Source organism: Pseudomonas mercuritolerans (assembly GCF_025706525.1).
GTDB classification, from domain to species: domain Bacteria; phylum Pseudomonadota; class Gammaproteobacteria; order Pseudomonadales; family Pseudomonadaceae; genus Aquipseudomonas; species Aquipseudomonas mercuritolerans.
Genome location: NZ_JAMSHA010000005.1, coordinates 227,936 through 251,451, shown reverse-complemented (window position 1 = coordinate 251,451; position 23,516 = coordinate 227,936). Strand labels below are relative to the sequence as shown.

Genomic DNA, 23,516 nt, shown 5'->3' with positions numbered 1-23,516 from the left:
GAGCGGATCCGTGGGAGAAAAACGATCAGTCGTTACGCGCGCCGCCGAAATAGCCGCACCCGCGCTGCACCTGACCGTCGATACGCAATTCGGCGCTCATGTGCTGCACGCTGCCGGTGCTGCTGTCGACGCAGCGCTGTGGCGCGACCCACAATTCGATGCGCTGGTTGTTGGCTTCGCTGCTGAGATTGAAGCGGCCGTCGCCCAGTTGCTCTTCCACATACGGCACGGCCAGCGGCGGCTGGCCGTCGCGCTCGATGACCATGCCTTTGCCGCTGACCTTGACGTTCCATTCCGGGCCATGACCGGCGGCGCGCAGGATCAGCAGTTTGAAATTCGGATCGTCGCAGGCCGTGCCCGAGCGCTCGACGCGATACAACTGGCCGAGGTCGAGACGATCGCCGGAAACCTTGCCGCGCACATCGGCAAACAGCTTGCCCTGCTCGTCGGCGAGGGTGGCGGCTTCTTGCAGGACGCTGGTGCCGCCGATGTCGTTGACCACCAGTTGCCGCTGCTCCTGGCACGGCTGGAACACCAGTTTGCCGTCGGCGGCGGTCAGTTGCCCCTGCATCCGCGTCTGCCCGGCATGGGACACACTTTCACGCTGGCCGTCGAACAACTGGCAGGCGGCAAACAACGGCAGCAGGGCAACGAGGACGATCGAACGGGCAACACGCATCTTTGGCTCTCCAGACAAGTGCTGCCACGTTACGCAGCCTGACCGTTCATCACAAGGGCCTTAACCCACGTGAAACGTCTGACCGGTTTGCAGGCCTTCGACACTTTTCGCGTAGGCCAATGCCACTTCCGCTGCAGCAACCGGCTTGAAGCCACGGAAGTAGGGCGCGTATTTGCCCAGGGCTTCGGTCAGCACGGTCGGGCTCACCGAGTTCACCCGCAGGCCACGCGGCAGTTCGATGGCGGCGGCGCGGACGAAGCTGTCGATGGCGCCGTTGACCAGTGCTGCCGAGGCGCCGCTGCGAATCGGGTCGTGGCTGAGCACACCGGTGGTGAAGGTGAACGAGGCACCGTCATTGGCGAATTCGCGGCCGATCAGCAGCAGGTTGACCTGGCCCATCAGCTTGTCTTTCAGGCCGAGGGCGAAGCTGTCCCCAGTCATCTCGTCCAGCGCTGCAAACGTCACGTTGCCCGCCGCGCAGATCAAGGCATCGAACTTGCCGGTCTGTTCGAACAGCTTGCGGATCGACGCGCTGTCGCTGATATCCACCTGCAAGTCACCGCTGTTACGACCGATACGAATGACCTCGTGGCGTTGCGACAACTCTTTGTCCACCGCCGAACCGATGGTGCCGCCTGCGCCTATCAACAGAATTTTCATCGAGCTGTACCTCATGTGTGTGAATGAGGTTTCAGTCTAGAGTGGTTTTTTCTGCGGATAAGCGCACTAATAGGCAACCTTTGGTTTTCAAATGGAAACAATCCATGAGCGAAATGGATGACCTTGCCGCTTTCGCCGTACTGATCGAGGCCGGCAGTTTTACCCTGGCCGCGCAGCAGTTGGGCTGCAGCAAGGGCCAGTTATCCAAGCGCATCAGCCAGCTCGAGGCACAATACAGTGTGGTGTTGCTGCAACGCACGACCCGGCGCTTGAGCCTGACGGCAGCGGGGGCGGCGCTGCTGCCGCAGGCGCAGGCGCTGGTGGTCCAGGTCGAACGCGCGCGGCAGGCGTTGGCGCGGTTGAAGGACGACATGGCCGGCCCGGTGCGCATGACCGTTCCGGTGTCGCTCGGCGAGACCTTCTTCGATGGCTTGTTGCTGGAGTTTTCCGGGCAATACCCGCAGGTGCAGATCGAGTTGGAGCTGAACAATAGTTATCGCGATCTGTCCCGCGATGGCTTTGATCTGGCGATTCGTGCCGAAGTGGCCAATGACGATCGGCTGGTGGCCAGGCCGCTGTTGGCGTGGCACGAAATGACCTGCGCCAGCCCGGCCTACCTCGAGCGCTTCGGCGAGCCGGCGACGCCGCATGCCTTGGCCGAGCATCGTTGTCTGCTCAACAGCCATTACAGCGGTCGCGAAGAATGGCTGTATCACCAGCAGCACGAGTTGTTGCGGGTGCGGGTTTCGGGTCCGTTTGCCAGCAATCACTACAGCCTGTTGAAGAAAGCAGCGCTGTCCGGCGCCGGCATCGCGCGTTTGCCGTCGTATCTGCTGCAAGCGGAACTGGCGGACGGTCGCTTGCGCTGGTTGCTGCGCGATTACCAGACCCGACGCATGCCGATGTATCTGGTGCACCCGTATCAGGGTGGATTGCCCAAGCGCACGCAGGTGTTGGCGGATTATCTGATGGGCTGGTTCAAGCGCAGTGGCGAGGCGCTGGATCGACTGCAGCGCTGATGTGATTTCCCTGTGGGAGCGAGCCTGCTCGCGAATGCGTCAGTTCAGTCGATACCGATGTTGAATGACACACCGCTTTCGCGAGCAGGCTCGCTCCCACAGGGGGGATCTTATTTTGCGAAACGGCGGGCAATCAGCTGGTCGATCGACAATTTGCCCGGCCCGGTCGCCATCAGGTACAGCAACACCGCCGCCCAGGTGCCGTGGGTGGGGTAGGCATCCGGGTAGACGAACAATTGAATGGTCAGGGTCATGCCAAGCAATGCCAGCGCTGAAAACCGTGTGGCAAGACCGAGCAGAATCAACAGCGGAAACACATGCTCGGCAAAAGCCGCCAGATGCGCGGCAGTTTCCGGCGAGAGCAGCGGCACGTCGTACTCGCTCTGAAACAGCGGAATCGTCGAGTCGGCCAAGCGTGGCCAGCCCAGTTCAAAGGTGCCGTCAATCAAATCCACGGCCAGTCCTTCGACCTTGGTTTGCCCGGATTTCCAGAACACCGCAGCGATGGAAAAACGCGCGATGAGGGCGATCAGGCTGTGCGGGATTTTTTCCAACAGCGCAATGACGCGCAAGACCAAAGCGTTCATGGCAACTCCTTGTAATTCAGCTGGGTGATCGCGTTATGCGCAATCAGTAAGGCGAGGGTTTGGGCGAGATCGAACGGCGGGCTGTTTTCTGCCGCCGCGAGCAGTGGCGAGCCCTGGAGCAGATGACGAAGGAACACGCTCGCACCCGGTTCAAGAGCGAACACCTCAACGTCGAGACCATTGCGCAGCACCAGGGCATGCTGGCCTTGATTGAGGCCAATGCCCGCCAGAGTTGGCTCCTGCTGATGCGCTGCCCAGATCGCCACGACCGCAAAAGCAGAGTCGAGCAGGTGCAGCGAGGGATGCAGTTCGAAACACAGTTCACTCAGCGACTGCGGATCGGCCAGCGCGGCACTGACTTGTTCAGGCCGGATCGGCTGCGCATCAGCGGCGTGGTAGGCGACAGTGCGCAGATGCTCAAGCCGCGCAACATCAGCCACATAAGGCACGCCGGCGATGGGTTCGAATTGTGCGATGAAGTCGGCGAAGTGCTCGCCATAGCGGCTCATCAACGGACTGTGTGGCGGCTGACTCTGGACGAAAATCGCCGCCATGGCGCGGAAGAATTCCTCGCCGACCAATTGCAGCACCACCGGATAGCTGTCGGCCAGGGCATTGATCAGCGAGCTCTGCACGTTATTGCGATACACCGCGAAACGCCGCGACGGATCGGCGCCGTTGCGGCTGCACAGGCCCTTGGGATACGGCAGTTGCGCATTGAGCAGGGCGGCGGCGAAGTCCGCTTGCGTGCTCATGCCGCACGCTCCGCTTGGCGCAACAGCGTCTCGGCGTGCTGCGCTTCGGCGAGCAAAACGTCGAAGGCCGGCACGTGATTGTCACGCTCGATCAGCGTCGCCACCGGGCCGATACGTTGCAGCACTTGCCGGTACAGATCCCATACGGCCTGATCAATCGGCGCGCCGTGATCGTCGATCAGCAAGCGATCGCCGAGGCTGTCGCAATCTTCAGCGAAGCCGGCCAGATGAATCTCGCCGACTGCGTGCAGCGGTAACGCATCGAGGTAGGCCAAAGGATCGCGTTGATGATTGATGCACGACACGTAGACATTGTTGACGTCGAGCAACAAGCCGCAGCCGCTGCGGCGAATCACTTCGGCGATGAACTCGGCTTCGTCGATCGTCGAATGCTCAAAGGCCAGATAAGTCGCCGGATTCTCCAGCAGCATCGGTCGTTTCAGAGTGTTCTGCACCTGGTCGATGTGCGCACAGACGCGGTTCAGCGTCGGCGTGTCGTAAGCCAGTGGCAGCAGGTCGTTGAGGAACACCGGGCCGTGGCTCGACCAGGCCAGGTGTTCGGAAAAGGCTTGTGGCTGATAGCGCTCGATCAGCTCGGCGAGGCGTTTGAGGTGCTGGCTGTCCAGCGCGCCTTCGCCACCGATCGACAGGCCCACGCCGTGCAATGACAGCGGGTACTGTTCGCGAATCAGACCGAGGAAATGATGAAACGGGCCGCCGGCCACCATGTAGTTTTCGGCGTGGACTTCGAAGAAACCGAGGTCCGGCAAGGAACCGAGCACTTCGAGGAAGTGCCCGGTCTTGAGCCCCAGCCCGGCGCGGGCAGGGAGCTCGGTGCGAGCTGCCTGAGTGCGCGGCAGGGACGGTTCGTGATGACTGAACATGGGCGTCACTCAGGCAGGCCGTGGATCAGGACTTGGCTTTGAAGGCTTCGAGCTGACCGAAACCGGTCGGCGAGGTTTTGCTTTCGGTGGTGGCGCAGGTGCCTTTCGGAACGAGCTTCCAGGCGTTGGCCTGATAGTCCATTTTCGCCGTGCCGGCGCAGGTAGTCCCGGCACCTGCGGCGCAATCGTTCTTGCCCTTCATGGCCACGCCGAAGCATTTTTCCATGTTGGCATCGGCGGCCTGGGCAGTGGAGACAGTGGCGATGCTCAGAGCGGAACCGAGGGCCAGAACCAGGGCGGTAGCGGACAGGGTACGGGTAGTCGCAGTCATGATGTTTCTCCAGTTTTTATCAGGGTTTCTGCAAGCGGTTTGCGCTTGCTTGTCCCTCTAGAGAACGGGTGGGGGGGATGCGTTACAGGCGGGGCGAGAAATTTATAAAAAATTTCGGATTCAGCGGTATTCCTGTGGGAGCAAGCCTGCTCGCGAAGGCGGTGTGTCAGGCACCCATAATGTTGAATGACAGAGCGCTTTCGCGAGCAGGCTCGCTCCCACAGGGTTACCTTGGTGGTGCTCAGGAAACAAAAAACGGCCCGAAGGCCGTTTCGTTGTTCAGCGATAACACTCAACCGCCGAGGTACGCCTCGCGTACTTTTGGGTCGGTCAGCAGCGCTTCACCGGTGCCTTGCATGACCACGCGGCCGTTCTCCAGAACGTAGGCGCGGTCGGCGATTTTCAGCGCCTGGTTGGCGTTCTGCTCGACCAGGAACACCGTCACACCGTCCTTGCGCAGCTGTTCGATGATGTCGAAGATCTGCTGGATGATGATCGGTGCCAGACCCAGCGACGGCTCGTCGAGCAGCAGCAGCTTGGGCTTGCTCATCAGCGCGCGGCCGATAGCGAGCATCTGCTGTTCACCGCCGGACATGGTGCCGCCGCGCTGGTTGAAGCGTTCTTTCAGGCGTGGGAAAAGTCCGAGGACCTTGTCCATCTGTTCCTGATAGTCGCCCTTGTCGGTGAAAAATCCGCCCATCGACAGGTTTTCTTCCACGGTCAGACGGGCGAACACCCGACGCCCTTCCGGGACCACGGCGATGCTCTTGCGCATGATCTGCGACGAGTCCTGGCCGACCAGTTCCTCACCCATGTAGCGGATGCTGCCGCTGTGCGCCTGCGGCGAACCGCACAGCGTCATCAGCAGCGTGGATTTGCCGGCACCGTTGGCGCCGATCAGCGTCACGATTTCGCCCTGACGGACTTCGACGTTGACGCTGTGCAGGGCCTGGATCTTGCCGTAGAAGGTGGAAACGTTTTCGAACTGCAGCATTTACGCTTCCCCCAGGTAGGCTTTGATCACTTCAGGATTGTCGCGGATCTGTTCCGGCGTGCCGTCGGCCAGCGGTGTGCCCTGATTGATCACGACGATGTGGTCGGAAATGCTCATGACCAGTTTCATGTCGTGTTCGATCAGCAGCACGGTGACGTTGTGCTCTTCACGCAGCACGCCGATCAGCGCCTTGAGGTCTTCGGTTTCCTTCGGGTTCAGGCCGGCGGCCGGTTCGTCGAGCATGAGAATCCGCGGGCGGGTCATCATGCAGCGAGCGATTTCCAGACGCCGTTGCTGGCCGTAGGCGAGGGTGCCGGCGGTGCGGTTGGCGAACTCTTTGAGGTTGACCTTTTCCAGCCAGTACTCGGCAAATTCCATCGCCTCGCGCTCGCTTTTGCGGAACGCCGGGGTCTTGAACAGGCCGGACAGGAAGTTGGTGTTCAAGTGACGGTGCTGGGCGATCAACAGGTTCTCGACCGCGGTCATGTCCTTGAACAAACGCACGTTCTGGAAGGTCCGCACCACGCCTTTGAGGGCGATCTTGTGGCCCGGCAGGCCCTGGATCGGCTCGCCGTCGAGCAGGATGCTGCCGCCGGTAGGCTGATAGAAGCCGGTCAGGCAGTTGAACACGGTGGTCTTGCCGGCGCCGTTCGGGCCGATCAGCGCAACCACCTGTTTTTCCTTGACGGTCAGCGCCACGCCGTTGACCGCGAGCAAGCCGCCGAAGCGCATGCTCAGATTTTCGACTTTAAGGATCTCGCGGCTCATTTGCGCAACTCCATATGTGGGCGTTGCATCGGCAGCAGACCTTGAGGACGCCAGATCATCATCAGCACCATCAGCGCACCGAACATCAACATGCGGTACTCGCTGAACTCACGCATCATTTCCGGCAACAGGATCATCACGATCGCCGCCAGAATCACGCCCAGTTGCGAGCCCATGCCACCCAACACGACGATGGCGAGGATGATCGCCGACTCGATGAAGGTGAACGACTCGGGCGTCACCAGGCCCTGACGCGCGGCGAAGAAGCTGCCGGCGAAACCGGCGAACGCAGCACCCAGGGTGAAGGCGGAGAGCTTGATCACGGTCGGGTTCAGGCCCAACGCGCGGCAGGCGATTTCGTCTTCACGCAGTGCTTCCCACGCACGGCCGATCGGCATGCGCAGCAGACGGTTGATCACGAACAGCGCGGCCAGTGCGAGCAACAGCGCAACCAGGTAAAGGAAGATCACCTTGTTGATCGAGTTGTATTGCAGGCCGAAATACTCGTGGAACGTCTGCAGGCCTTCGGCGGCCTTGCGCTCGAAGGTCAGGCCGAAGAACGTCGGTTTCTCGATGTTGCTGATGCCGTTCGGGCCACCGGTGATGTCGGTCAGGTTACGCAGGAACAGACGGATGATTTCGCCGAAACCCAAGGTCACGATCGCCAGATAGTCGCCACGCAGACGCAACACCGGGAAGCCCAGCAGGAAGCCGAACGTCGCCGCCATCAGGCCGGCAATCGGCAGGCAGATCCAGAAGCTCAAGCCGTAGTAGTGCGACAGCAGCGCGTAGCTGTAGGCGCCGACGGCGTAGAAACCGACGTAACCCAGGTCAAGCAGACCGGCCAGACCGACAACGATGTTCAGGCCCAGGCCGAGCATCACGTAGATCAGGATCAGCGTGGCGATATCCACCGCGCCACGGGAGCCGAAGAACGGCCAGACCAGGGCGATCAGAATCAGCGCAATGATGAAATAGCGTTGGGTGGTTGGCAGGGTCAGGAAGTTGCTGGCCTTGGCCGGGATCAGCGGCATGCCCGGCGAGGAGCGCCAGGCCTTGCTGATCTGCTGGTTGAACAGCACGCGCAAGAACATCAGCACCGAGCAGATCGCGATGGTCGCGAGTACCGCAGGGCTGGTGTTGTGCACTTCCAGATTGATGCCGACGATGGTCAGTTTCAGACCCAGTACCGGGTAGGCCACCGCCCACACCAGCAAGGCACTGAACAGTGCCTGTTTAAGATTCCTAGTCATACTTTCTCAACCTCCGGACGGCCCAGAATGCCGGTCGGACGGAACAACAGCACCAGAACCAGCAGGCCGAACGCAACGACGTCCTTGTACTGGTCGCCGAAGATATCGGCACCGAACGCTTCCGCTACACCGAGCACCAGACCGCCGAGCATGGCCCCGGGGATGCTGCCGATGCCGCCCAGTACCGCAGCGGTGAAGGCCTTGAGGCCGACGAGGAAACCGGCGTTCGGGTTGATCACGCCGTATTGCATGCTCAGCAGGACTGCTGCAACAGCTGCCAGCGCAGCACCGATGACGAAGGTCAGGGCGATGATGTTGTTGGTGTTGATGCCGAGCAGGTTGGCCATCTTGATGTCCTCGGCACAGGCGCGGCAGGCGCGGCCCAGGCGGGAACGGGAGATGAACAGGGTCAGGCCGAGCATGGCGATCAGGGTCACCACGAACACCACGATCTGCATGTAGGAAATCAGCACTTCTTGTGCGCCACCCGGACCGAAGGCGAAGTTGCCCGGGATCAGGTTGGGGATAGCTTTGTCCTTGGAGTCTTGCGCCAGCAGAACGGTGTTCTGCAGGAAGATCGACATACCGATGGCAGAAATCAGCGGGATCAGACGGTTGCTGCCGCGCAGGGGGCGGTAGGCGATCCGTTCGATGCTGTAACCGTAGGAACTGGTGACGACGATGCTGGCGATGAACGCCGCGGTCATCAACAGCGGGACACTGTCGAGTCCCATCATGGTCAGCCCGGCGATGGCGATGAAGGCCACGTAGGAACCGATCATGTACACCTCGCCGTGGGCGAAGTTGATCATTCCAATGATGCCGTAGACCATCGTGTAGCCGATGGCGATCAGGGCATACATGCTGCCAACGTTGAGGCCGTTAACCAGCTGTTGGAAGAAGTGATAGAGGTCAGGCATTACAGCGCTCCTAAAAACCTGTACGCATTTCACTGGTGGAGTCATTTTCCCGCCCGGCCCCGTGGATCTCTATCCACTTCGAATCCGGGTTTTGCCAGCGAACCGCTGATGACGGTTTTGAGATTTTCAGGTGGGTCGACTGGCGGATCACGCCAGCGCGGCCCATACATTCGCAAAACAAAGCCCACGGCACGCCGTGGGCTTTATTGGCAGTCAGTCGGGCAAGGCCTTACTGAGGCGAAACTTCGGTTTTAGGTTTGCCGTTGTGCCACTCGTACACGACAAATTTGAAGTCCTTCAGGTCGCCCTTGTCGTCGAAGCTCAGGTCGCCGGTCGGGGTCTTGAACGAACCGGCGTGGATGGCTTCAGCCACTTTGGTCGCGTCATCGGACTTGGCCGCCTTGATGCCTTCGGCAATCACGGTCACTGCCGAGTAGGACGGGAACACGAACGGACCGCTCGGATCTTCCTTCTTGGCTTTGAACGCGTCAGCCAGGGCAACGTTGGCCGGATCCTGGTCGAAGGATTTCGGCAGGGTCACCAGCAGGCCTTCGGACGCGTCCTTGGCGATCTGGGTGATCGAGTCGTTACCCACGCCTTCCGGACCCATGAAGCGGGCTTTCAGGCCTTTTTCCTGAGCCTGACGCAGGATCAGACCCAGCTCCGGGTGGTAGCCGCCGTAGTAGACGAAGTCGACGTTGGCTTGCTTGAGCTTGGCGATGATTGCAGAGAAGTCCTTGTCGCCAGCGTTGACGCCTTCGAAGACGGCAACCTTGGTGCCTTTCTTCTCGAGGGTCGATTTCACGGCGGTGGCGATGCCTTCACCGTACTGCTGTTTGTCGTGCAGCACGCCAACCACTTTCGGTTTCACGTGATCGGCGATGTAGTTGCCGGCGGCAGGGCCCTGGGCGCTGTCGAGACCGATGGTGCGGAAGATCATTTTGTAGCCACGGGCGGTGATGTCCGGGCTGGTAGCAGCCGGGGTGATCATGATCACGCCTTCGTCTTCGTAGATGTCCGAAGCTGGCTGGGTGGAGCTGGAGCACAGGTGACCGACCACGAACTTGACGCCGTCGTTGACGACCTTGTTCGCTACCGCTACCGCTTGTTTCGGATCGCAGGCATCGTCGTATTCAACGGCTTCGAGTTTCTTGCCGTCGACGCCGCCCTTGGCGTTGATCTGCTCGATGGCCATTTTCGCGCCACTGAACTGCATGTCGCCGTACTGGGCTACTGGACCGGTTTTAGGACCGGCGATACCGATTTTGATGGTGTCAGCTGCGAACGAATGGCTGGCAACCCCGGCCAGAACCATAGCGGCAAACAGTTTGGAAATCTGCTTAGTAGCCTTAGTCATAGTGCTCCACTCTTACTGTTGTATTTTTTAGAGTTCTGGCGCCGTAGCAGCAGAACCGGGTCAGATATCTTTGCGATACCCTCCGGAAAATGCCCCGGCAACTGTACCGGTACAGTGTAGAGCGCCGCTTGATCAACTGGGAAGCGGGCGCCACGGGGCAAAACTTGGGGGTGTCGCATTTTTGAATGAAAGAGACAGAATTGCGGCGGGGCAATCGGGGGCATATATCCCAAAAGGCAGCATTCCCTGGCGTTCCTGCTCTTTTCGTTCGGTGCAGCGATTTGCAACCGGGTTTTTCTGCCGGACCACCGACGTTATCATTCGCGTCGATTTCTTTTCCGGACAGCTCCCATGAATCAAGAACCTAGCACCCTCTATGCCAAGCTGCTTGGTGAAACGGCATCTATTACCTGGAAAGAGCTGGAGCCGTTCTTCGCCAAGGGTGCCCTATTGTGGGTCGACCCTGACCTGGATTTGATCGCCGCCGCCGAGGCCGTGGCCTCGGATGAAGGCGAGAAAGTCGCGGCCTGGCTGGCCGACGACAAGGTCGCCAAGCTGTCTGAAACGCGGGCGCTGGATATTTTCGAGCGAGATCCACAGCTGTGGGCAGTGGTGGTTTCGCCGTGGATTCTGATCCAGGAAAGGGCGGCCGTTTAATTGCTCGCACTCTTTTGGTGCCTCGATTGCCGCGCCGCAAGTGTGTAGCGGAGTAGCGTGATGGCACCTTGCCGTGGAGAAATGCCACGCCTCACGGTGACGTAAACGTAACGGGAACAGTTTATGGAGCGGCCTGAGGGTCGCTTAATTGTTTCTGGATGTTCGTAAAGCTGAATTTGTCGGTGAAGTCGAGGGCGCCTTCGCGAGCAGGCTCGCTCCCACCTTGGAATGCACTTTCCTGTGGGAGCGAGCCTGCTCGCGAATGGGGCGACTCGGTACTGGATCAGACCGAGTAAGTCTTCCCGGTATGGTTATTCAGCGAAATCACCTTGGTCTTGCCAATCCGGTGGCGGTAGATCTCGCGCAGGTACTTGATCGACTTCTTCACGCAATCGCGCGACAGGCGAATGTCATTGATCGAGACGAACTTGTCCTTGTCGTTGATCAACTCGCGGTACTTCTTCTCGTACATCGGTTTGATCGCGTACCAGTTGGTATCGAGGATCTTCGCCGGGTTTTCGAATTCGTTGAGCAGGTCGTCGATCCGCTCTTCGTCGAAGTCTTCCTGAATGATGAAGTCGAGAATCGAGTTATCCAGCGTCTCGTCGAAACGGTACGGATTCTTCGCAAAGCAGCGCTTGATGAACGCCACGATCAGCGTGAGGAAGTCGTCCGACAGGCACGGGCTCTTGGCGATCAGGGTCGTCAGCGACAGGTTGGCCGAAGCGCCGATCACCAGCGCGTAGCGCTTGAGCGTGGTGTTGGGGAACAGGCTGTTGAGGTGGGTCTTCAACCGGTTCAGGTCCATGTACGACAGTTTGTAGTCTTTCGGCAGCGAGACGATCGAGACCACCGACGAGCAATTCTTGAAGAAGTGCAGGTCGTGCAGCGCGGCGGCGTCGTAGCCGGAATTCTTGTACTGCTCAAGCGAAGCGCGATAACGCTTGGATTCGATCGGCAGCAGGCTGATGCCTTCGATGGCCTGAGTGACCTTGTTGAAGTGCGGCAGGTCGATCGAACGGAAGAACAGGTCGTCGATGTTCAGGCGCTGCGGCTCTTTATCGAAGACCTTGAACTTGTCGCTGCTCGGCGGCGGGGTTTCCGGCACCACCGATTCGGCGTAGGCAATCGCCACCGGCCCGGCCAGACTCATGAACAGGTCGTTGGCGTCCAGGCGGATGGTTTCGCCGATGTCGATGCCGGCGCGGCGGAAGTAGTTCTGGTCGTAGTCAGTGGTGACTGCCTGCGCCGTCAGAATGTTGAAGATCTGCTGCGAGATGTATTGGTTGGCGTGCTTCTCCATGGCATTGACATCAATGTTCTGGATATTGCCGTCATCGCTTTCTTCGGCGTAACGCATGATGTCGTTGGAGATCAGCATCATCGCGTTCCACGGGCGGATACGCCCCATCACGCTGGCTTCGCTGCTGTCTTCGTTGGCGAAGTTGTAGGAGAAATCCCATTCCTCCGACAGGTATTTGCACAGCAGGCGCCCGGCGTTGATGTGCAGCGCCTCGGACATTTCGCTGCGGTGGTCGGAAATGTTCGGCAGCACGCAGATGCCACTGGTGAAGATCGGCTCAAAGACAAACGAATGACCGCTCTTGCCGTCATGCTCGTCCATCGGCTTGGTGTCGAAGGTCTTGTTCATGTACGAGTGCTGCTGGGCCAGACCGAACTCCGAGGCCATGCCCGAACCGGTACCGCCGCCGGCACTGAAAATCGAGAAATACAGGCGCGACTGGTTGGCCTTGATCCCGCAGCTGTCGATCAGGTACGAGTGGATCATTTTCCAGTCGGGGCTGGAGAAGCGCTGGGTGTCCTTGTTGAGGATGATCTTCGCCAGGTACTGGCCGAGGATCGGCGCGTTACCGGCGCCACCGGCGTGGACTTCGGACAAGTCCATGATCTTCATTTTGCTGTAGTCGCGCAGGAAGCCGCTTTTCTCGCCCTTGCGCGAGAAACGGATGCGCCCGGCAATGTCCTTGTCGAGGTCGCCGAGCATCACCAGCGGTTCGACCAGAAACACCGGTTTGGTCGATTTGCTGGTACCGATGCGCAGGTTGTTCTTGATCCACTGCGCCGGGCTGTAGCCCTTGTCGGCCAGACGCCGGTCGGTCGGGCGGTCTTCGTTGTTGAATTCGTTGAGGTAGAACTTGCGCGCGTTGTACACCAGCTCCGCCACGTCGAGGGCGATGTTGGAGCCGCAGCGACCGAGGCCGATCAGGCACACCGAGGGGAATTCCTGGTCGTTGTGCTGTTCGTTGTCGCCTTCCTGATGCGCCGGGCGCGGGAACACCGAATCGCGCAGGCCGTCGAGGTTATCGAGGATGCGGTCAGTGTTGGTTTCGGTGAAGTACAGGTATTGCTGGGTCGACAGCGGGCGCGAAGGCGGCGCGGGTTTCGATAATGACGCGCTGTTCGCGGCGGGGCTCAGGGTCAGATCGGCTGTTGCACTGGCGGGGTTGTTTTTGGAGGTCATGGTGCGCCATTTACCTGGACTGGGTTGGCCCGCCGAACATTGCCGGCGAACCTCACGGAATAAGATCTCGCGTCTTGTGTGCGCGAATACGGCCCGGGCGTCGTAGTGCTGGCTGGTCTGATCGCCGGGCGGAATCCTTTCCTGATCGTTGATGAATCGGCCATGATTCGGTGTTCTTTAATCGAAAAGAGGCGAAATGATGTCAACGCTACCTTCGTTGGGGTTTGCCGGAATCGGCCTGATGGGTCTGCCGATGTGCCAGCGTCTGCTGGCGGCGGGTCACCCGCTGACGGTGTGGAACCGCAACCCGGACAAGTGCGCGCCACTGGTTGCGGCCGGCGCCCGACAAGTGACGAGCCCCGCCGAACTGTGCGCACACGCCGACATCGTCATGCTGTGCCTGGCCGACACTGCCGTGGTGCGTGAGGTGGTGTTTGGCGCTGGCGGCGTTGCCGAAGGTGCGAAGAACGGCCAGCTATTGGTGGATTTCTCCAGTCTTGAACCGACCGCGACTCGCGAGATGGCCGCAGAGCTGGCCGAGAAAAGCGGCATGGGCTGGCTTGACTCCCCGGTGTCCGGCGGCGTAGTCGGCGCCGAGGCCGGCAGCCTGGCGATCATGGTTGGTGGTGCAGCGGCAGATCTTCAGCGCGTGCGCCCGGTGCTGCTCACTCTCGGCCAGCGCGTCACGCACATGGGCGGCATCGGTGCGGGGCAAGTGACCAAGGCGTGCAACCAGATGATTGTCGCCTGCAATGCGCTGGTGATTGCCGAAGTGGTGGCATTGGCCGAGCAGGCCGGGGTCGATGCCAGTCTGATCGCCGAGGCGTTGGCCGGTGGTTTTGCAGATTCCAAGCCTTTGCAGATCCTTGCCCCGCAAATGGCCGAGAGCCGTTTCGAGCCGATCAAGTGGCACGTGCGTACGCTGCTCAAGGATCTCGACACGGCGGTGAAATTTTCCCGCGAGCAGGGCTCGGCGACGCCAATCAGCGGATTGGCCGCACAATTGATGCGCCTGCATGGGGCGCAAGGCTTTTTAGCGAAGGATCCAGCGACGCTGGTGCAAATGTATCGCGCGCCAGACTCAACGGATTGACCCCGAGCACGGGTTTGCGCTGGTTGATTTCATCGAGCACCGCGCGTAATTCGTCCAGCGGCACCGGGCGGCTGAGCAGATAACCCTGAATGAAGTCGCAGCCCGAACGCTCGAGAAACTCGTATTGCTCCAGGCTCTCGACGCCCTCGGTGACCACCTGCAGATGCAGGGTGTGAGCCATGACGATGATCGCCTGGACGATCTCCATGTCCGCCGTGGCGGTGGGGATGTCGAGGATGAACGAGCGGTCGATCTTCAGGGTGTTCAGCGGCAGGCGCTTGAGGTAGGCCAGCGACGAGTAGCCGGTGCCGAAATCATCGATCGACAGCGACACACCGAGGGCGCGGATCTGCCGCAACAGCACCAGAGTGTTGGCGATGTTGCCCATCAAGGCGTTTTCGGTGACTTCCAATTCCAGGCGTTCCGGTGCCACGCCTGCTGTGTGCAAGGCGTGCTCGATCTCCTCGGCCAGCTCTTCGCGCGCCAGATTCAGCGGCGAGCAGTTCCAGGCGATTTTCAATTCGGCACAACCATGCCGCGACAGCTCGCCGAGATCCCTGCAGGCGCGGCGCAGCACCCAATTGTCCAGTTCGGCGATCAAACCGTTGTTTTCGGCGATACCGATGAAGCGATCCGGTGTAAGCAAACCGTGAACCGGATGCTGCCAGCGAATCAGTGCTTCGAGCTTGGTCACGCGCCCGGTTTTCAGTTCGAAGATCGGCTGATAGTAGAGCATCAGCGCGTGGTCTTGCCGTAGCGCACTGCGCAGTTCTTCTTCCAGTTGCAGCTCGAAACTGGCGCGGGTCTTCAGGCTGGAATTGAAGAAGTGCAGACCGTTGCGCCCGGCGCCCTTGGATTGGTACAAGGCCAGGTCGGCGTGTTTGAGCAGCTCTTCGCAAGTGGTGCCGTCTTCGGGAAACAGGCTGATGCCGATGCTGGTGGTCATCACCATGCGCCGGCCGGCCAGTTCGATCGGCTCTTTCATCTTGTGCATGATGCGCTGCGCCATGCCGCGCGCCTCTTCACGATCGCGCAGGCTGATAAGGATGCAGAATTCGTCGCCGCCGAACCGCGCGACCACGTCTTCATGGCTGCGCACCGAACTCTTGATGTGCTGGGCGATGACTTTGAGCAGCGCATCGCCGGCATCATGGCCGAGGCTGTCGTTGATGCGCTTGAAGTGGTCGATGTCGAGAAACATCACCGCGAGCATGCCGCCCTCGCTGGTTTTCTGGCTGAGCTTCTCGGCGAACAGCTGGTTGAAGCCACGGCGGTTGGTCAGGTTGGTCAGCGCGTCGTAATTGGCCGCTTGTTGCAAGGACATGCGCGCCTGATCGAGCTGACTGAGCAGGGCGTTGACCCGGCGCAGATCGTTTTCCTTGTTCTGCAGTTTCTTGTCGGCGAGGGCGGCGCTGATCGCACTGCCGAGGATCAGCAGGATGATCAGCGCTACGGTCAGGCCCAGTTGCAGATGCCCGGTGTCGCCGCCGCTTGCTGCCAGAGCGCCTTCGGGAAGCACCAGGTCCAGCGCAGCCATACCAGTGAAGTGCATGCTGATGATGCCGGCACCGAGAATCAGCGCAGCGCTGTACTTGAGCAATTGATGCGCCACGCCGCTGCCTTCGCTCAGATAGCGCGCCACCCACAGCGCGGCGAAACTGGCGCCGATGGCAATCAGCACCGACAACGCGAAGAGCCCCGGCTGATAGTAGGCGGTGGCGCTCGACTTCATCGCCGCCATGCCGACGTAATGCATGCCCGCGATGCCCAAGCCAATGACACACGCGGTTTTCAGGCAATGCAACGCGCTCGGCTGCACCTCACTGAGAGTGTGCATGGCCAGCCACGAGGCGAGCAGGGCGATCAGTAACGAGAAGAGGGTGACGCCGAGGTCGTACTGAATGTCGATCGGTGTCTGGAAAGCCAGCATGCTGATGAAGTGCATGGCCCAGATGCCGCCGGCCAGGCAGGTCGCGCCGATCCAGCGCCAGATTCGCCGCGACCCTGGATCTTCGGCATGCACGACGCGCTCGGCCATATCGAGCGTGGCGAAACTGGCCGCGCAGGCGACCAGATAGGCCACCAGCACCAGCAAGGGATTGTGACTGCAATCGAGGAGAATCTGCCCGCTCGCCGGCAGCTCGGCAACAAACTGCAAACCAAGCCACTCCATAGCGTGCCCCGTCTCGGATTCATAAGGCCGTGCGTCAGTCAGCGCAGGCGAATGGGAGGAGTATAGAGGCGGTTTTCAGGCTCGAAGGCGTAGTGGCATATTGGTGGTAATGATTTTGCCATTAGCCTCATAGCGATTCGCGCTAAGACTCAGGCAATGCGCTCCAGCGGCAGGTCGTTCCAGTGTGGTGGCAAGGGTGGCAGGCCGTGCGCGGCGCGGGCCTTGTCGCAGTCCGGGTTGTGCTCGCCGTTCTCCCACGATGCTTCAAACTCGCGGCAGGTGCTCGAGCGCTTGTCGTAGATCGTGCAGGCCACAGCGCTGCCGACCTCACCCGCCAGAGACATGCAACGCGCCGGTTTGCGGTCGGTGCCGATCATCGCCACTCGGCTCGGGGTGATCTGCGCGACCAATTCATCGGGGACCGTCCCGCCGGAGGATGAGCATTCACCCCAGAAAAAAGACACGCGAAAATGGGCACAGCAGGCACCGCAATTCAGACACGGACTGGCTTCGGACATGGGCGGAGGTATCAAAGGGATTGATCGGAAGATCCGGACGGATCCGGCGGCCATTCTAGGCTTTGCCATGGCGTTGGGAAGGGGGGCGCGAAACTATTTTTTTGTCGCCGGATTTTGCCGCGAAAGCCCCGTATGGCGGGGGATTCCAGAGTTATCAAGGGCTTACGTTTCGTTACAGTGCGATGGTTCGATATCAGGCTGACGAATGATGACAGACAGCCCCCGCGCGGCTGACTAGATTGCAGGTTCCGGGCTCGACGCGCTGGCAGTGAAGCCCTCATAACAATAAAGAGACGGACCCATGCAGAACTCGACCCAAGCGGCGAATGCCTGGCGCATTCTGTTCCTGCTGTTCCTCGCCAACCTGTTCAATTTCTTCGACCGCACCATCCCGGCGATCATCATCGAACCGATCCGCATGGAATGGCACCTCAGCGACTTTCAGCTGGGCATCATCGGCACTGCGTTCACTATCGTTTACGCGATTGCCGGCCTGCCACTCGGGCGTATGGCCGACACCGGTTCACGCAGCAAGCTGATGGGCTGGGGCCTGGCGACCTGGAGTGCGCTGACTGCGGTCAACGGCATGGTCGGCAGTTTCTGGAGCTTTTTGATCGTGCGCATGGGCATCGGCATCGGCGAAGCCAGTTACGCACCAGCGGCCAACTCGCTGATCGGCGATCTGTTTCCGGCGCACCGTCGGGCGCGGGCGATGGGTATTTTCATGCTCGGCCTGCCGCTGGGGCTGCTGCTGGCGTTCTTCACCATCGGCGCGATGGTCAAGGCGTTCGACAGCTGGCGCGCGCCGTTCTTCATTGCCGCCGTGCCGGGGCTGATCCTCGCGATCTTCATGTTCTTTATCAAAGAGCCCAAGCGCGGTGCCGCGGAATCCGTGCAGGTCTCGCAAGAGAAAGTCGACAAGCCGATCCGCCGCGTCCTCGCCGTGCCGACCTTCCTCTGGCTGGTGATGGCCGGGCTGTGCTTCAACTTCGCGACCTATGCCTGCAACTCGTTTCTGGTGCCGATGCTGCAGCGCTATTTCCTCATGCCGTTGCAGGAGGCGGCGGTGGCCACGGGCGTGATCGTCGGCGTCACCGGACTGGTCGGGCTGACTCTCGGCGGCTGGATCGCCGACAAGATTCATCAGCGTTTCGCCAGTGGGCGGCTGCTGTTTGCCGCGTTCAGTCTGATCATTTCGACCCTGTGCACAGCGTGGGCGCTGCATGCCGGGCGCATTGAGATCGGTGTGTTTGTCGCGGTGTTCAGCGTCGGCTGGCTGTTCGCGTACAACTTCTATACCTGCGTGTACACGGCGATTCAGGACGTCGTCGAACCACGCCTGCGGGCGACGGCGATGGCGTTGTTCTTCGCCGGTCTGTATCTGCTCGGCGGCGGGTTGGGGCCAGTGGTCGTCGGTGGGCTGTCGGATCACTTCGCGCACACGGCGATGCTGGCGGCGGGGGCTGAGCAGATGACCGAAGCGTTCAAGGCTGTTGGCCTGCACGACGCGATGTACCTGATCCCGGTGGCGCTGTTCCTGACCATGGTCTTTCTGTTTCTGGCATCGCGGTGTTTTGTTCGCGATGCGCAGCGGATGAAGGAGGGGTTGGTGGCGGTGGTTGAGCCAGAAATTTCTGCGGCGACTGCTTAAGATCAAAAGATCGCAGCCTTCGGCAGCTCCTACAGGAGGAACGCATTCTCCCTGTAGGAGCTGCCGAAGGCTGCGATCTTTTGCTTTTTGCTTCTGAAATAAAAAAGGCCCGCATCACTGCGGGCCTCTTGGTTTTCAGCGGTGGAGCAGGGCGGTTTAACCCGCTACCAGCACCCGAATCGCTTCCAGGCGCAACGCCGCTTTGTCGAGCATCGCCAGACCCTGCTCACGCTGAGTGCGCAACGCCTCCAGTTCGCTGTCGCGCACGGTCGGGTTGACCGCTTGCAACGCGGTCAGGCGCGCCAGTTCTTCGTCGGTGTCGGCGGCCAGACGACGGCGCGCTTCGGCCACACGCTCGGCGTGACGCGGGGCGATCTTTTCTTCGCCAGCGTTGATCCGTGGCGTCAGCTGATCGCGCTGGGCCTGGATGAACTTGTTGGCGCTGGCCCGTGGCACGCTTTCCAGCTGATCGTTGAGGGTTTCGAACGACACCCGTGGCGACAGGTCATTGCCATTGGCATCGAGCAGGCAACGCAGCGCCGCCGGTGGCAGGTAGCGACCCAGTTGCAGCGAGCGCGGTGCGACCACTTCGCTGACGTAGAGCAATTCGAGCAACACGGTGCCCGGCTTCAACGCCTTGTTCTTGATCAGCGCGACGGCGGTGTTGCCCATCGAGCCGGACAGCACCAGATCCATGCCGCCCTGCACCATCGGGTGTTCCCAGGTGATGAACTGCATGTCTTCACGCGACAGCGCTTGATTGCGGTCGTAGGTGATGGTCACGCCTTCGTCGTCGCCCAGCGGGAAACTGGCGTCGAGCATCTTCTCGCTCGGCTTGAGGATCAGGGCGTTTTCCGAATGGTCTTCGCTGTCGATGCCGAAGGCGTCGAACAGGGTTTCCATGTAGATCGGCAGGGCGAACTGATCGTCCTGCTCAAGGATCGCTTCTACCAGCGCTTCACCTTCGCCAGCGCCGCCGGAATTGAGTTCCAGCAGACGGTCGCGACCGGTGTGCAGCTCGGCTTCGAGACGTTCACGTTCGGCGCGTGCTTCGTCGATCAGCGCTTGCCACTCGCCGTCATCGGCTTCTTCGAGTAGCGGCAGCAGGCGCGGGCCGAACTGGTGCTGCAAGGCGTTGCCGGTCGGGCAGGTGTTGAGGAACGCATTGAGCGCTTCGTGGTACCACTGGAACAGGCGCTGTTGCGGGCTGGTCTCCAGGTACGGCACGTGCAGTTCGATGATGTGCTTCTGGCCGATCCGGTCGAGACGGCCGATACGCTGCTCGAGCAAGTCAGGGTGCGACGGCAGATCGAACAGCACCAGATGATGAGCGAACTGGAAGTTGCGACCCTCACTGCCGATCTCCGAGCAGATCAGCACCTGCGCGCCGAATTCTTCATCAGCGAAGTAGGCGGCGGCGCGGTCACGCTCAAGGATGTTCATGCCTTCGTGGAACACCGTGGCCGGGATGCCGGAGCGCACGCGCAGGGCGTCTTCCAGGTCCATCGCGGTTTCGGCGTGGGCGCAGATCACCAGCACTTTGGTGCGCTTGAGCATTTTCAGCTGATCGATCAGCCACTCCACGCGCGGATCGAATTTCCACCAGCGCTCTTCTTCACTGGCTTCCGGCTGGGCCTGGAAGCTGACTTCCGGGTACAGCTCGGCGTGTTCGCCCAGCGGCAGCTCGAGGTATTCGTCGGGGCACGGTAGCGGATACGGATGCAGTTTGCGCTCCGGGAAACCCTGCACAGCGGCGCGGGTATTACGGAACAGCACGCGGCCGGTGCCGTGGCGATCGAGCAGTTCACGCACGAGGCGCGCGCTGGCTTCAGTATCGCCATCGTTGACGGCGGTGAGCAGGGCTTCGCCTTCGTTGCCGAGGAAACCGTGAATGGTCTTGTGCGCTTCGGCGGAGAGACGGCCCTTGTCGAGCAGTTCCTGCACCGCTTCGGCCACCGGGCGATAGTTGTCGCTCTCGGCGCGGAACGCGGCCAGGTCGTGGAAACGGTTCGGGTCGAGCAGGCGCAGACGGGCGAAGTGGCTGTCCTGACCGAGTTGTTCCGGGGTGGCGGTGAGCAGCAGCACGCCGGGGATGACTTCGGCCAGTTGCTCGACCAGCGAATACTCCGCGCTGGCCTTGTCTTCATGCCAGACCAGGTGGTGCGCTTCGTCGACCACCATCAGGTCCCAACCGGCAGCGAACAAGGCGTCCTGTGCCTTCTCGTCATCGACCAGCCACTCCAGCGCGACCAGCGCCAGTTGCGTGTCTTCGAACGGGTTGGTGGCATCGCTTTCGATAAAGCGTTCTTCGTCGAACAGCGCGACCTGCAGATTGAAGCGGCGGCGCATCTCCACCAGCCACTGATGCTGGAGGTTTTCCGGGACCAGAATCAGCACGCGATTGGCGCGGCCCGAAAGCAGCTGGCGATGGATGACCAGACCGGCTTCGATGGTTTTACCCAGACCTACTTCGTCCGCCAGCAATACGCGCGGGGCGATACGGTCGGCGACTTCGCGGGCGATGTGCAACTGGTGCGCGATGGGTTGCGCACGCACGCCACCCAGGCCCCACAGCGAGGACTGCAATTGGCGGCTGGTGTGTTCAAGGGTGTTGTAGCGCAGGGAGAACCAAGGCAGCGGGTCGATCTGCCCGGCGAACAGGCGGTCGCTGGCGAGGCGGAACTGAATGAAGTTCGACAGCTGGGTTTCCGGCAGGGTAACGACCTCGTTCTGCCCGTTGAGACCGTGGTAGACCATCAGCCCGTCGACGTCGTCGACCTGCTGCACGGTCATCTTCCAGCCTTCGAAATGGGTGATGGAGTCGCCCGGCGAGAACCGCACGCGGGTCAGGGGCGCATTCCGTAGCGCGTACTGGCGGGTTTCGCCAGTGGCCGGGTAAAGCACGGTCAGCAAGCGGCCGTCCTGTGCCAGAACGGTGCCTAAACCAAGCTCTGCTTCGCTGTCACTGATCCAGCGTTGCCCCGGTTGATACTGCTGCGCCATGCTGCCTGACTCCCACCTTGAAAAAGCGGGCTATCTTAACGGAATGCGGGCTTCAGGGCCAAAGGAATAGGAGCAGCGGCAAGCTTTTAGCTTCGAGCTGCAAGCTGAAGCCGAGGCGTCATGTGTCGCTTTTTTCAAGCGGCAGGGCACCTGTCAGTGTCTACCGGGTCACAAGTTTGCGACAGGCGGCTCAAGGCGCCTGCGCCCCAGCCGATAGCCTGCAGACAGGAGACCTTTATATGTTGCCACCGATGCTCCCCTTGAGCGCCGTGCCGATCACTTCCCAGCAGGATCCGATCCGCCAGCGGCCGGACATCCCGCCAGTGGTGCCGGTGCAGGAAAGCTCCAACGAAAGCACGATCGATCTGCAGAAGCGTGATCCGGAAGAGGATCGTCTGCTGGCGCGCGAAGAACAGCGTCGTCAACAGGAACGTGACCGCCGACGCCGCGAGGCGGATGAAGATCCTGAAGAGCATCTGGCCGTGCCGGGTACCGAGTTGAACGCCGACAACACCGTGCCGGTGGTGCCGTTGATAGACGATCAGCCGCGTCAGGGGCTGTGGGTCGATATCGAGATTTGAGCAGTGACTGGTCAGCGCCTGCGCCAAGCGGCATGATTGGCGCAATCCTGTCGGTGACGGCAGCTGTGATCTCTTTTGCGATGTGCCGGACGCCATGAGCCAAGACGACAAACTGATCGACCTCAGCACTGAACGCGCCAAGCGTGTGCATGACCTCAACGAGAAGCGCCTGAACGAAGTGCGCCAGGCTTTCGAGCAGGCGATGCCGTTGGGAAAAGCCAAGAAAAAGTCGAAGAACAAGCCGAAAAAGCGTTGATCTCCCGCTGCATTGGTTGATGCAGGTCAGTTATTTCCCCTCCTTTATTTCTCAACGTTGCGGATATTGATCCTGGTCAATATGTGCGCCTGTGTGTTTGTTAATTTGAATCCATCGCAGCAAAGCAAAGCAGGGCCGGGAGGTCAGTCATGTTTTTCGATAACGTGGTGTTTGCCGGGGTTCTCACGGTGGGGCTCATGGTGCTGTTTTTTGCAGGGTTTGGATTTTTTATCTGGAAGGATGCGCATAAGCGGCGCAAGTGAGTTCTTCTGGATTGATGGGCACGCAAGGCATTTTGGGGCGACTTCGGTTGCCCCTTTTTTTTTGTGCCTTGGCGGCCTGTGGGCCGACCAGGCTGTTGGGGTTTTGGGTGAATATCCGTTGCTTCGGGTGTGGCGGCTGGCGGTTTCGCCCTTACGGCGAGTCACTTTTTCAGACGCCAAAAAGTAACCAAAACGCTAGCTCCTGCGTTCGGCCCTCGCAGGCTCGGGTCCCTTCGCTCCGGGACTGATCCGGGCGCAGCGGCTCCGGTTTGCTTCGCTGCACCTCCTTCCGCTGTGTCTGGCTGCGCCAGACGGTCGCTGCGCTCCCACGCCCGGATCAATCCCTCCACTCAGCCTTCCGACGTCGCCGGTGGATCAAGATCAAGAGCAGGCGAGCTGACACTCGGCCTATTGAGTGGTGAAAAGCGTGGGTGTTCGGCTTTTGATTTGCATTGTTGCTGCCCCTCACCCCAGCCCTCTCCCGAGGGAGAGGGGGCCGATTTGTGTGGTGTTCAAAACCTGCATCGACTCGGTATCTCAGGTCGGCGTACTTCGATTAAACACCTCGGTCAGTTCCCTCTCCCTCCGGGAGAGGGCTAGGGTGAGGGGCTCTTGATCTGGCTTTTGCTTTG

Annotated in this window: 22 protein-coding genes; 7 read left to right on the top strand and 15 right to left on the bottom strand. The window is 60.6% G+C overall.

What is annotated here, in order from left to right; translation table 11 throughout:
- Positions 1-25: 25 nt before the first annotated feature.
- Positions 26-679: a COG3650 family protein gene (locus tag ND528_RS15985; RefSeq protein WP_016771363.1), complete on the bottom strand. Its 654-nt coding sequence runs from the start codon at positions 677-679 to the stop codon at positions 26-28.
- A 60-nt stretch (positions 680-739) separates the two neighbouring features.
- Entirely contained in the window at positions 740-1,339 is a 600-nt protein-coding gene (locus ND528_RS15980) for a short chain dehydrogenase (RefSeq protein ID WP_263470696.1), read from the bottom strand.
- 104 nt (positions 1,340-1,443) lie between these two features.
- On the opposite strand from ND528_RS15980, the gene ND528_RS15975 reads away from it, so the two are divergent.
- On the top strand, positions 1,444-2,358 hold the full coding sequence (locus ND528_RS15975; RefSeq protein ID WP_137215364.1) for a LysR family transcriptional regulator: 915 nt from the start codon (positions 1,444-1,446) through the stop codon (positions 2,356-2,358).
- Positions 2,359-2,468: 110 nt separating this feature from the next.
- Here ND528_RS15975 and ND528_RS15970 read toward each other — a convergent pair whose 3' ends face one another.
- The 9 genes from ND528_RS15970 to ND528_RS15930 all read right to left on the bottom strand — a co-directional run bounded on the left by ND528_RS15970 (position 2,469) and on the right by ND528_RS15930 (position 10,207).
- Complete coding sequence (locus tag ND528_RS15970) at positions 2,469-2,945, bottom strand: DoxX family protein (protein WP_212615460.1); 477 nt, start codon at positions 2,943-2,945, stop codon at positions 2,469-2,471.
- Positions 2,942-3,700: an HvfC/BufC N-terminal domain-containing protein gene (locus ND528_RS15965; protein WP_263470695.1), complete on the bottom strand. Its 759-nt coding sequence runs from the start codon at positions 3,698-3,700 to the stop codon at positions 2,942-2,944. Before ND528_RS15965 ends, ND528_RS15970 begins: the two co-directional genes overlap by 4 nt.
- Positions 3,697-4,584, bottom strand: coding sequence for an MNIO family bufferin maturase (bufB, locus tag ND528_RS15960; protein ID WP_263470694.1), 888 nt, complete (start codon positions 4,582-4,584; stop codon positions 3,697-3,699). Before bufB ends, ND528_RS15965 begins: the two co-directional genes overlap by 4 nt.
- 25 nt (positions 4,585-4,609) lie before the next feature.
- Positions 4,610-4,915, bottom strand: a complete 306-nt coding sequence (locus tag ND528_RS15955; protein WP_016771358.1) for a BufA1 family periplasmic bufferin-type metallophore — start codon at positions 4,913-4,915, stop codon at positions 4,610-4,612.
- A 292-nt stretch (positions 4,916-5,207) separates the two neighbouring features.
- Positions 5,208-5,909 (bottom strand): ABC transporter ATP-binding protein, encoded by a 702-nt coding sequence (locus ND528_RS15950; protein WP_003222380.1) that lies wholly within the window; start codon positions 5,907-5,909, stop codon positions 5,208-5,210.
- On the bottom strand, positions 5,910-6,677 hold the full coding sequence (livG, locus tag ND528_RS15945) for a high-affinity branched-chain amino acid ABC transporter ATP-binding protein LivG (RefSeq protein ID WP_016771357.1): 768 nt from the start codon (positions 6,675-6,677) through the stop codon (positions 5,910-5,912).
- Positions 6,674-7,930 (bottom strand): high-affinity branched-chain amino acid ABC transporter permease LivM, encoded by a 1,257-nt coding sequence (locus tag ND528_RS15940; protein ID WP_016771356.1) that lies wholly within the window; start codon positions 7,928-7,930, stop codon positions 6,674-6,676. Before ND528_RS15940 ends, livG begins: the two co-directional genes overlap by 4 nt.
- A complete protein-coding gene (gene livH, locus ND528_RS15935; protein ID WP_016771355.1) occupies positions 7,927-8,850 on the bottom strand; it encodes a high-affinity branched-chain amino acid ABC transporter permease LivH in 924 nt (307 codons plus the stop codon). Before livH ends, ND528_RS15940 begins: the two co-directional genes overlap by 4 nt.
- Before the next feature lie 229 nt (positions 8,851-9,079).
- On the bottom strand, positions 9,080-10,207 hold the full coding sequence (locus ND528_RS15930) for a branched-chain amino acid ABC transporter substrate-binding protein (protein ID WP_263470693.1): 1,128 nt from the start codon (positions 10,205-10,207) through the stop codon (positions 9,080-9,082).
- A 351-nt stretch (positions 10,208-10,558) separates the two neighbouring features.
- Here ND528_RS15930 and ND528_RS15925 point away from each other — a divergent pair, with 351 nt between their 5' ends.
- Positions 10,559-10,864, top strand: coding sequence for a DUF2288 domain-containing protein (locus tag ND528_RS15925; protein ID WP_016771353.1), 306 nt, complete (start codon positions 10,559-10,561; stop codon positions 10,862-10,864).
- Positions 10,865-11,147: 283 nt separating this feature from the next.
- Here ND528_RS15925 and ND528_RS15920 read toward each other — a convergent pair whose 3' ends face one another.
- On the bottom strand, positions 11,148-13,346 hold the full coding sequence (locus ND528_RS15920; RefSeq protein ID WP_137215367.1) for a hypothetical protein: 2,199 nt from the start codon (positions 13,344-13,346) through the stop codon (positions 11,148-11,150).
- A 196-nt stretch (positions 13,347-13,542) separates the two neighbouring features.
- Between ND528_RS15920 and ND528_RS15915 the strand changes: the two genes are divergently transcribed.
- The gene (locus ND528_RS15915; protein WP_263470692.1) at positions 13,543-14,439 is read left to right on the top strand and encodes an NAD(P)-dependent oxidoreductase; all 897 of its coding nucleotides are present in this window, start codon (positions 13,543-13,545) and stop codon (positions 14,437-14,439) included.
- On the opposite strand, the gene ND528_RS15910 is transcribed toward ND528_RS15915, so the two are convergent.
- Both ND528_RS15910 and ND528_RS15905 read right to left on the bottom strand, forming a co-directional pair.
- Positions 14,330-16,612, bottom strand: a complete 2,283-nt coding sequence (locus ND528_RS15910) for a putative bifunctional diguanylate cyclase/phosphodiesterase (RefSeq protein WP_130911952.1) — start codon at positions 16,610-16,612, stop codon at positions 14,330-14,332. The two genes, ND528_RS15915 and ND528_RS15910, sit on opposite strands and share 110 nt — an antisense overlap.
- Before the next feature lie 149 nt (positions 16,613-16,761).
- Positions 16,762-17,130: a YkgJ family cysteine cluster protein gene (locus ND528_RS15905; RefSeq protein WP_137215369.1), complete on the bottom strand. Its 369-nt coding sequence runs from the start codon at positions 17,128-17,130 to the stop codon at positions 16,762-16,764.
- 301 nt (positions 17,131-17,431) lie between these two features.
- On the opposite strand from ND528_RS15905, the gene ND528_RS15900 reads away from it, so the two are divergent.
- Positions 17,432-18,781 (top strand): spinster family MFS transporter, encoded by a 1,350-nt coding sequence (locus ND528_RS15900; protein ID WP_130911951.1) that lies wholly within the window; start codon positions 17,432-17,434, stop codon positions 18,779-18,781.
- Between the two features lie 156 nt (positions 18,782-18,937).
- On the opposite strand, the gene rapA is transcribed toward ND528_RS15900, so the two are convergent.
- Positions 18,938-21,784, bottom strand: coding sequence for an RNA polymerase-associated protein RapA (rapA, locus tag ND528_RS15895; RefSeq protein WP_073475854.1), 2,847 nt, complete (start codon positions 21,782-21,784; stop codon positions 18,938-18,940).
- 239 nt (positions 21,785-22,023) lie between these two features.
- On the opposite strand from rapA, the gene ND528_RS15890 reads away from it, so the two are divergent.
- From ND528_RS15890 to ccoM, 3 genes are all read left to right on the top strand, one after another.
- Positions 22,024-22,365 carry a hypothetical protein gene (locus ND528_RS15890; RefSeq protein WP_024011931.1) on the top strand — a complete coding sequence of 114 codons (342 nt, stop codon included), beginning with the start codon at positions 22,024-22,026 and terminating at the stop codon, positions 22,363-22,365.
- A gap of 94 nt (positions 22,366-22,459) precedes the next feature.
- Positions 22,460-22,621, top strand: coding sequence for a hypothetical protein (locus ND528_RS15885; protein WP_016771347.1), 162 nt, complete (start codon positions 22,460-22,462; stop codon positions 22,619-22,621).
- A 149-nt stretch (positions 22,622-22,770) separates the two neighbouring features.
- A complete protein-coding gene (gene ccoM / locus ND528_RS28260) occupies positions 22,771-22,884 on the top strand; it encodes a cytochrome c oxidase subunit CcoM (RefSeq protein WP_016771346.1) in 114 nt (37 codons plus the stop codon).
- Positions 22,885-23,516: the final 632 nt, after the last annotated feature.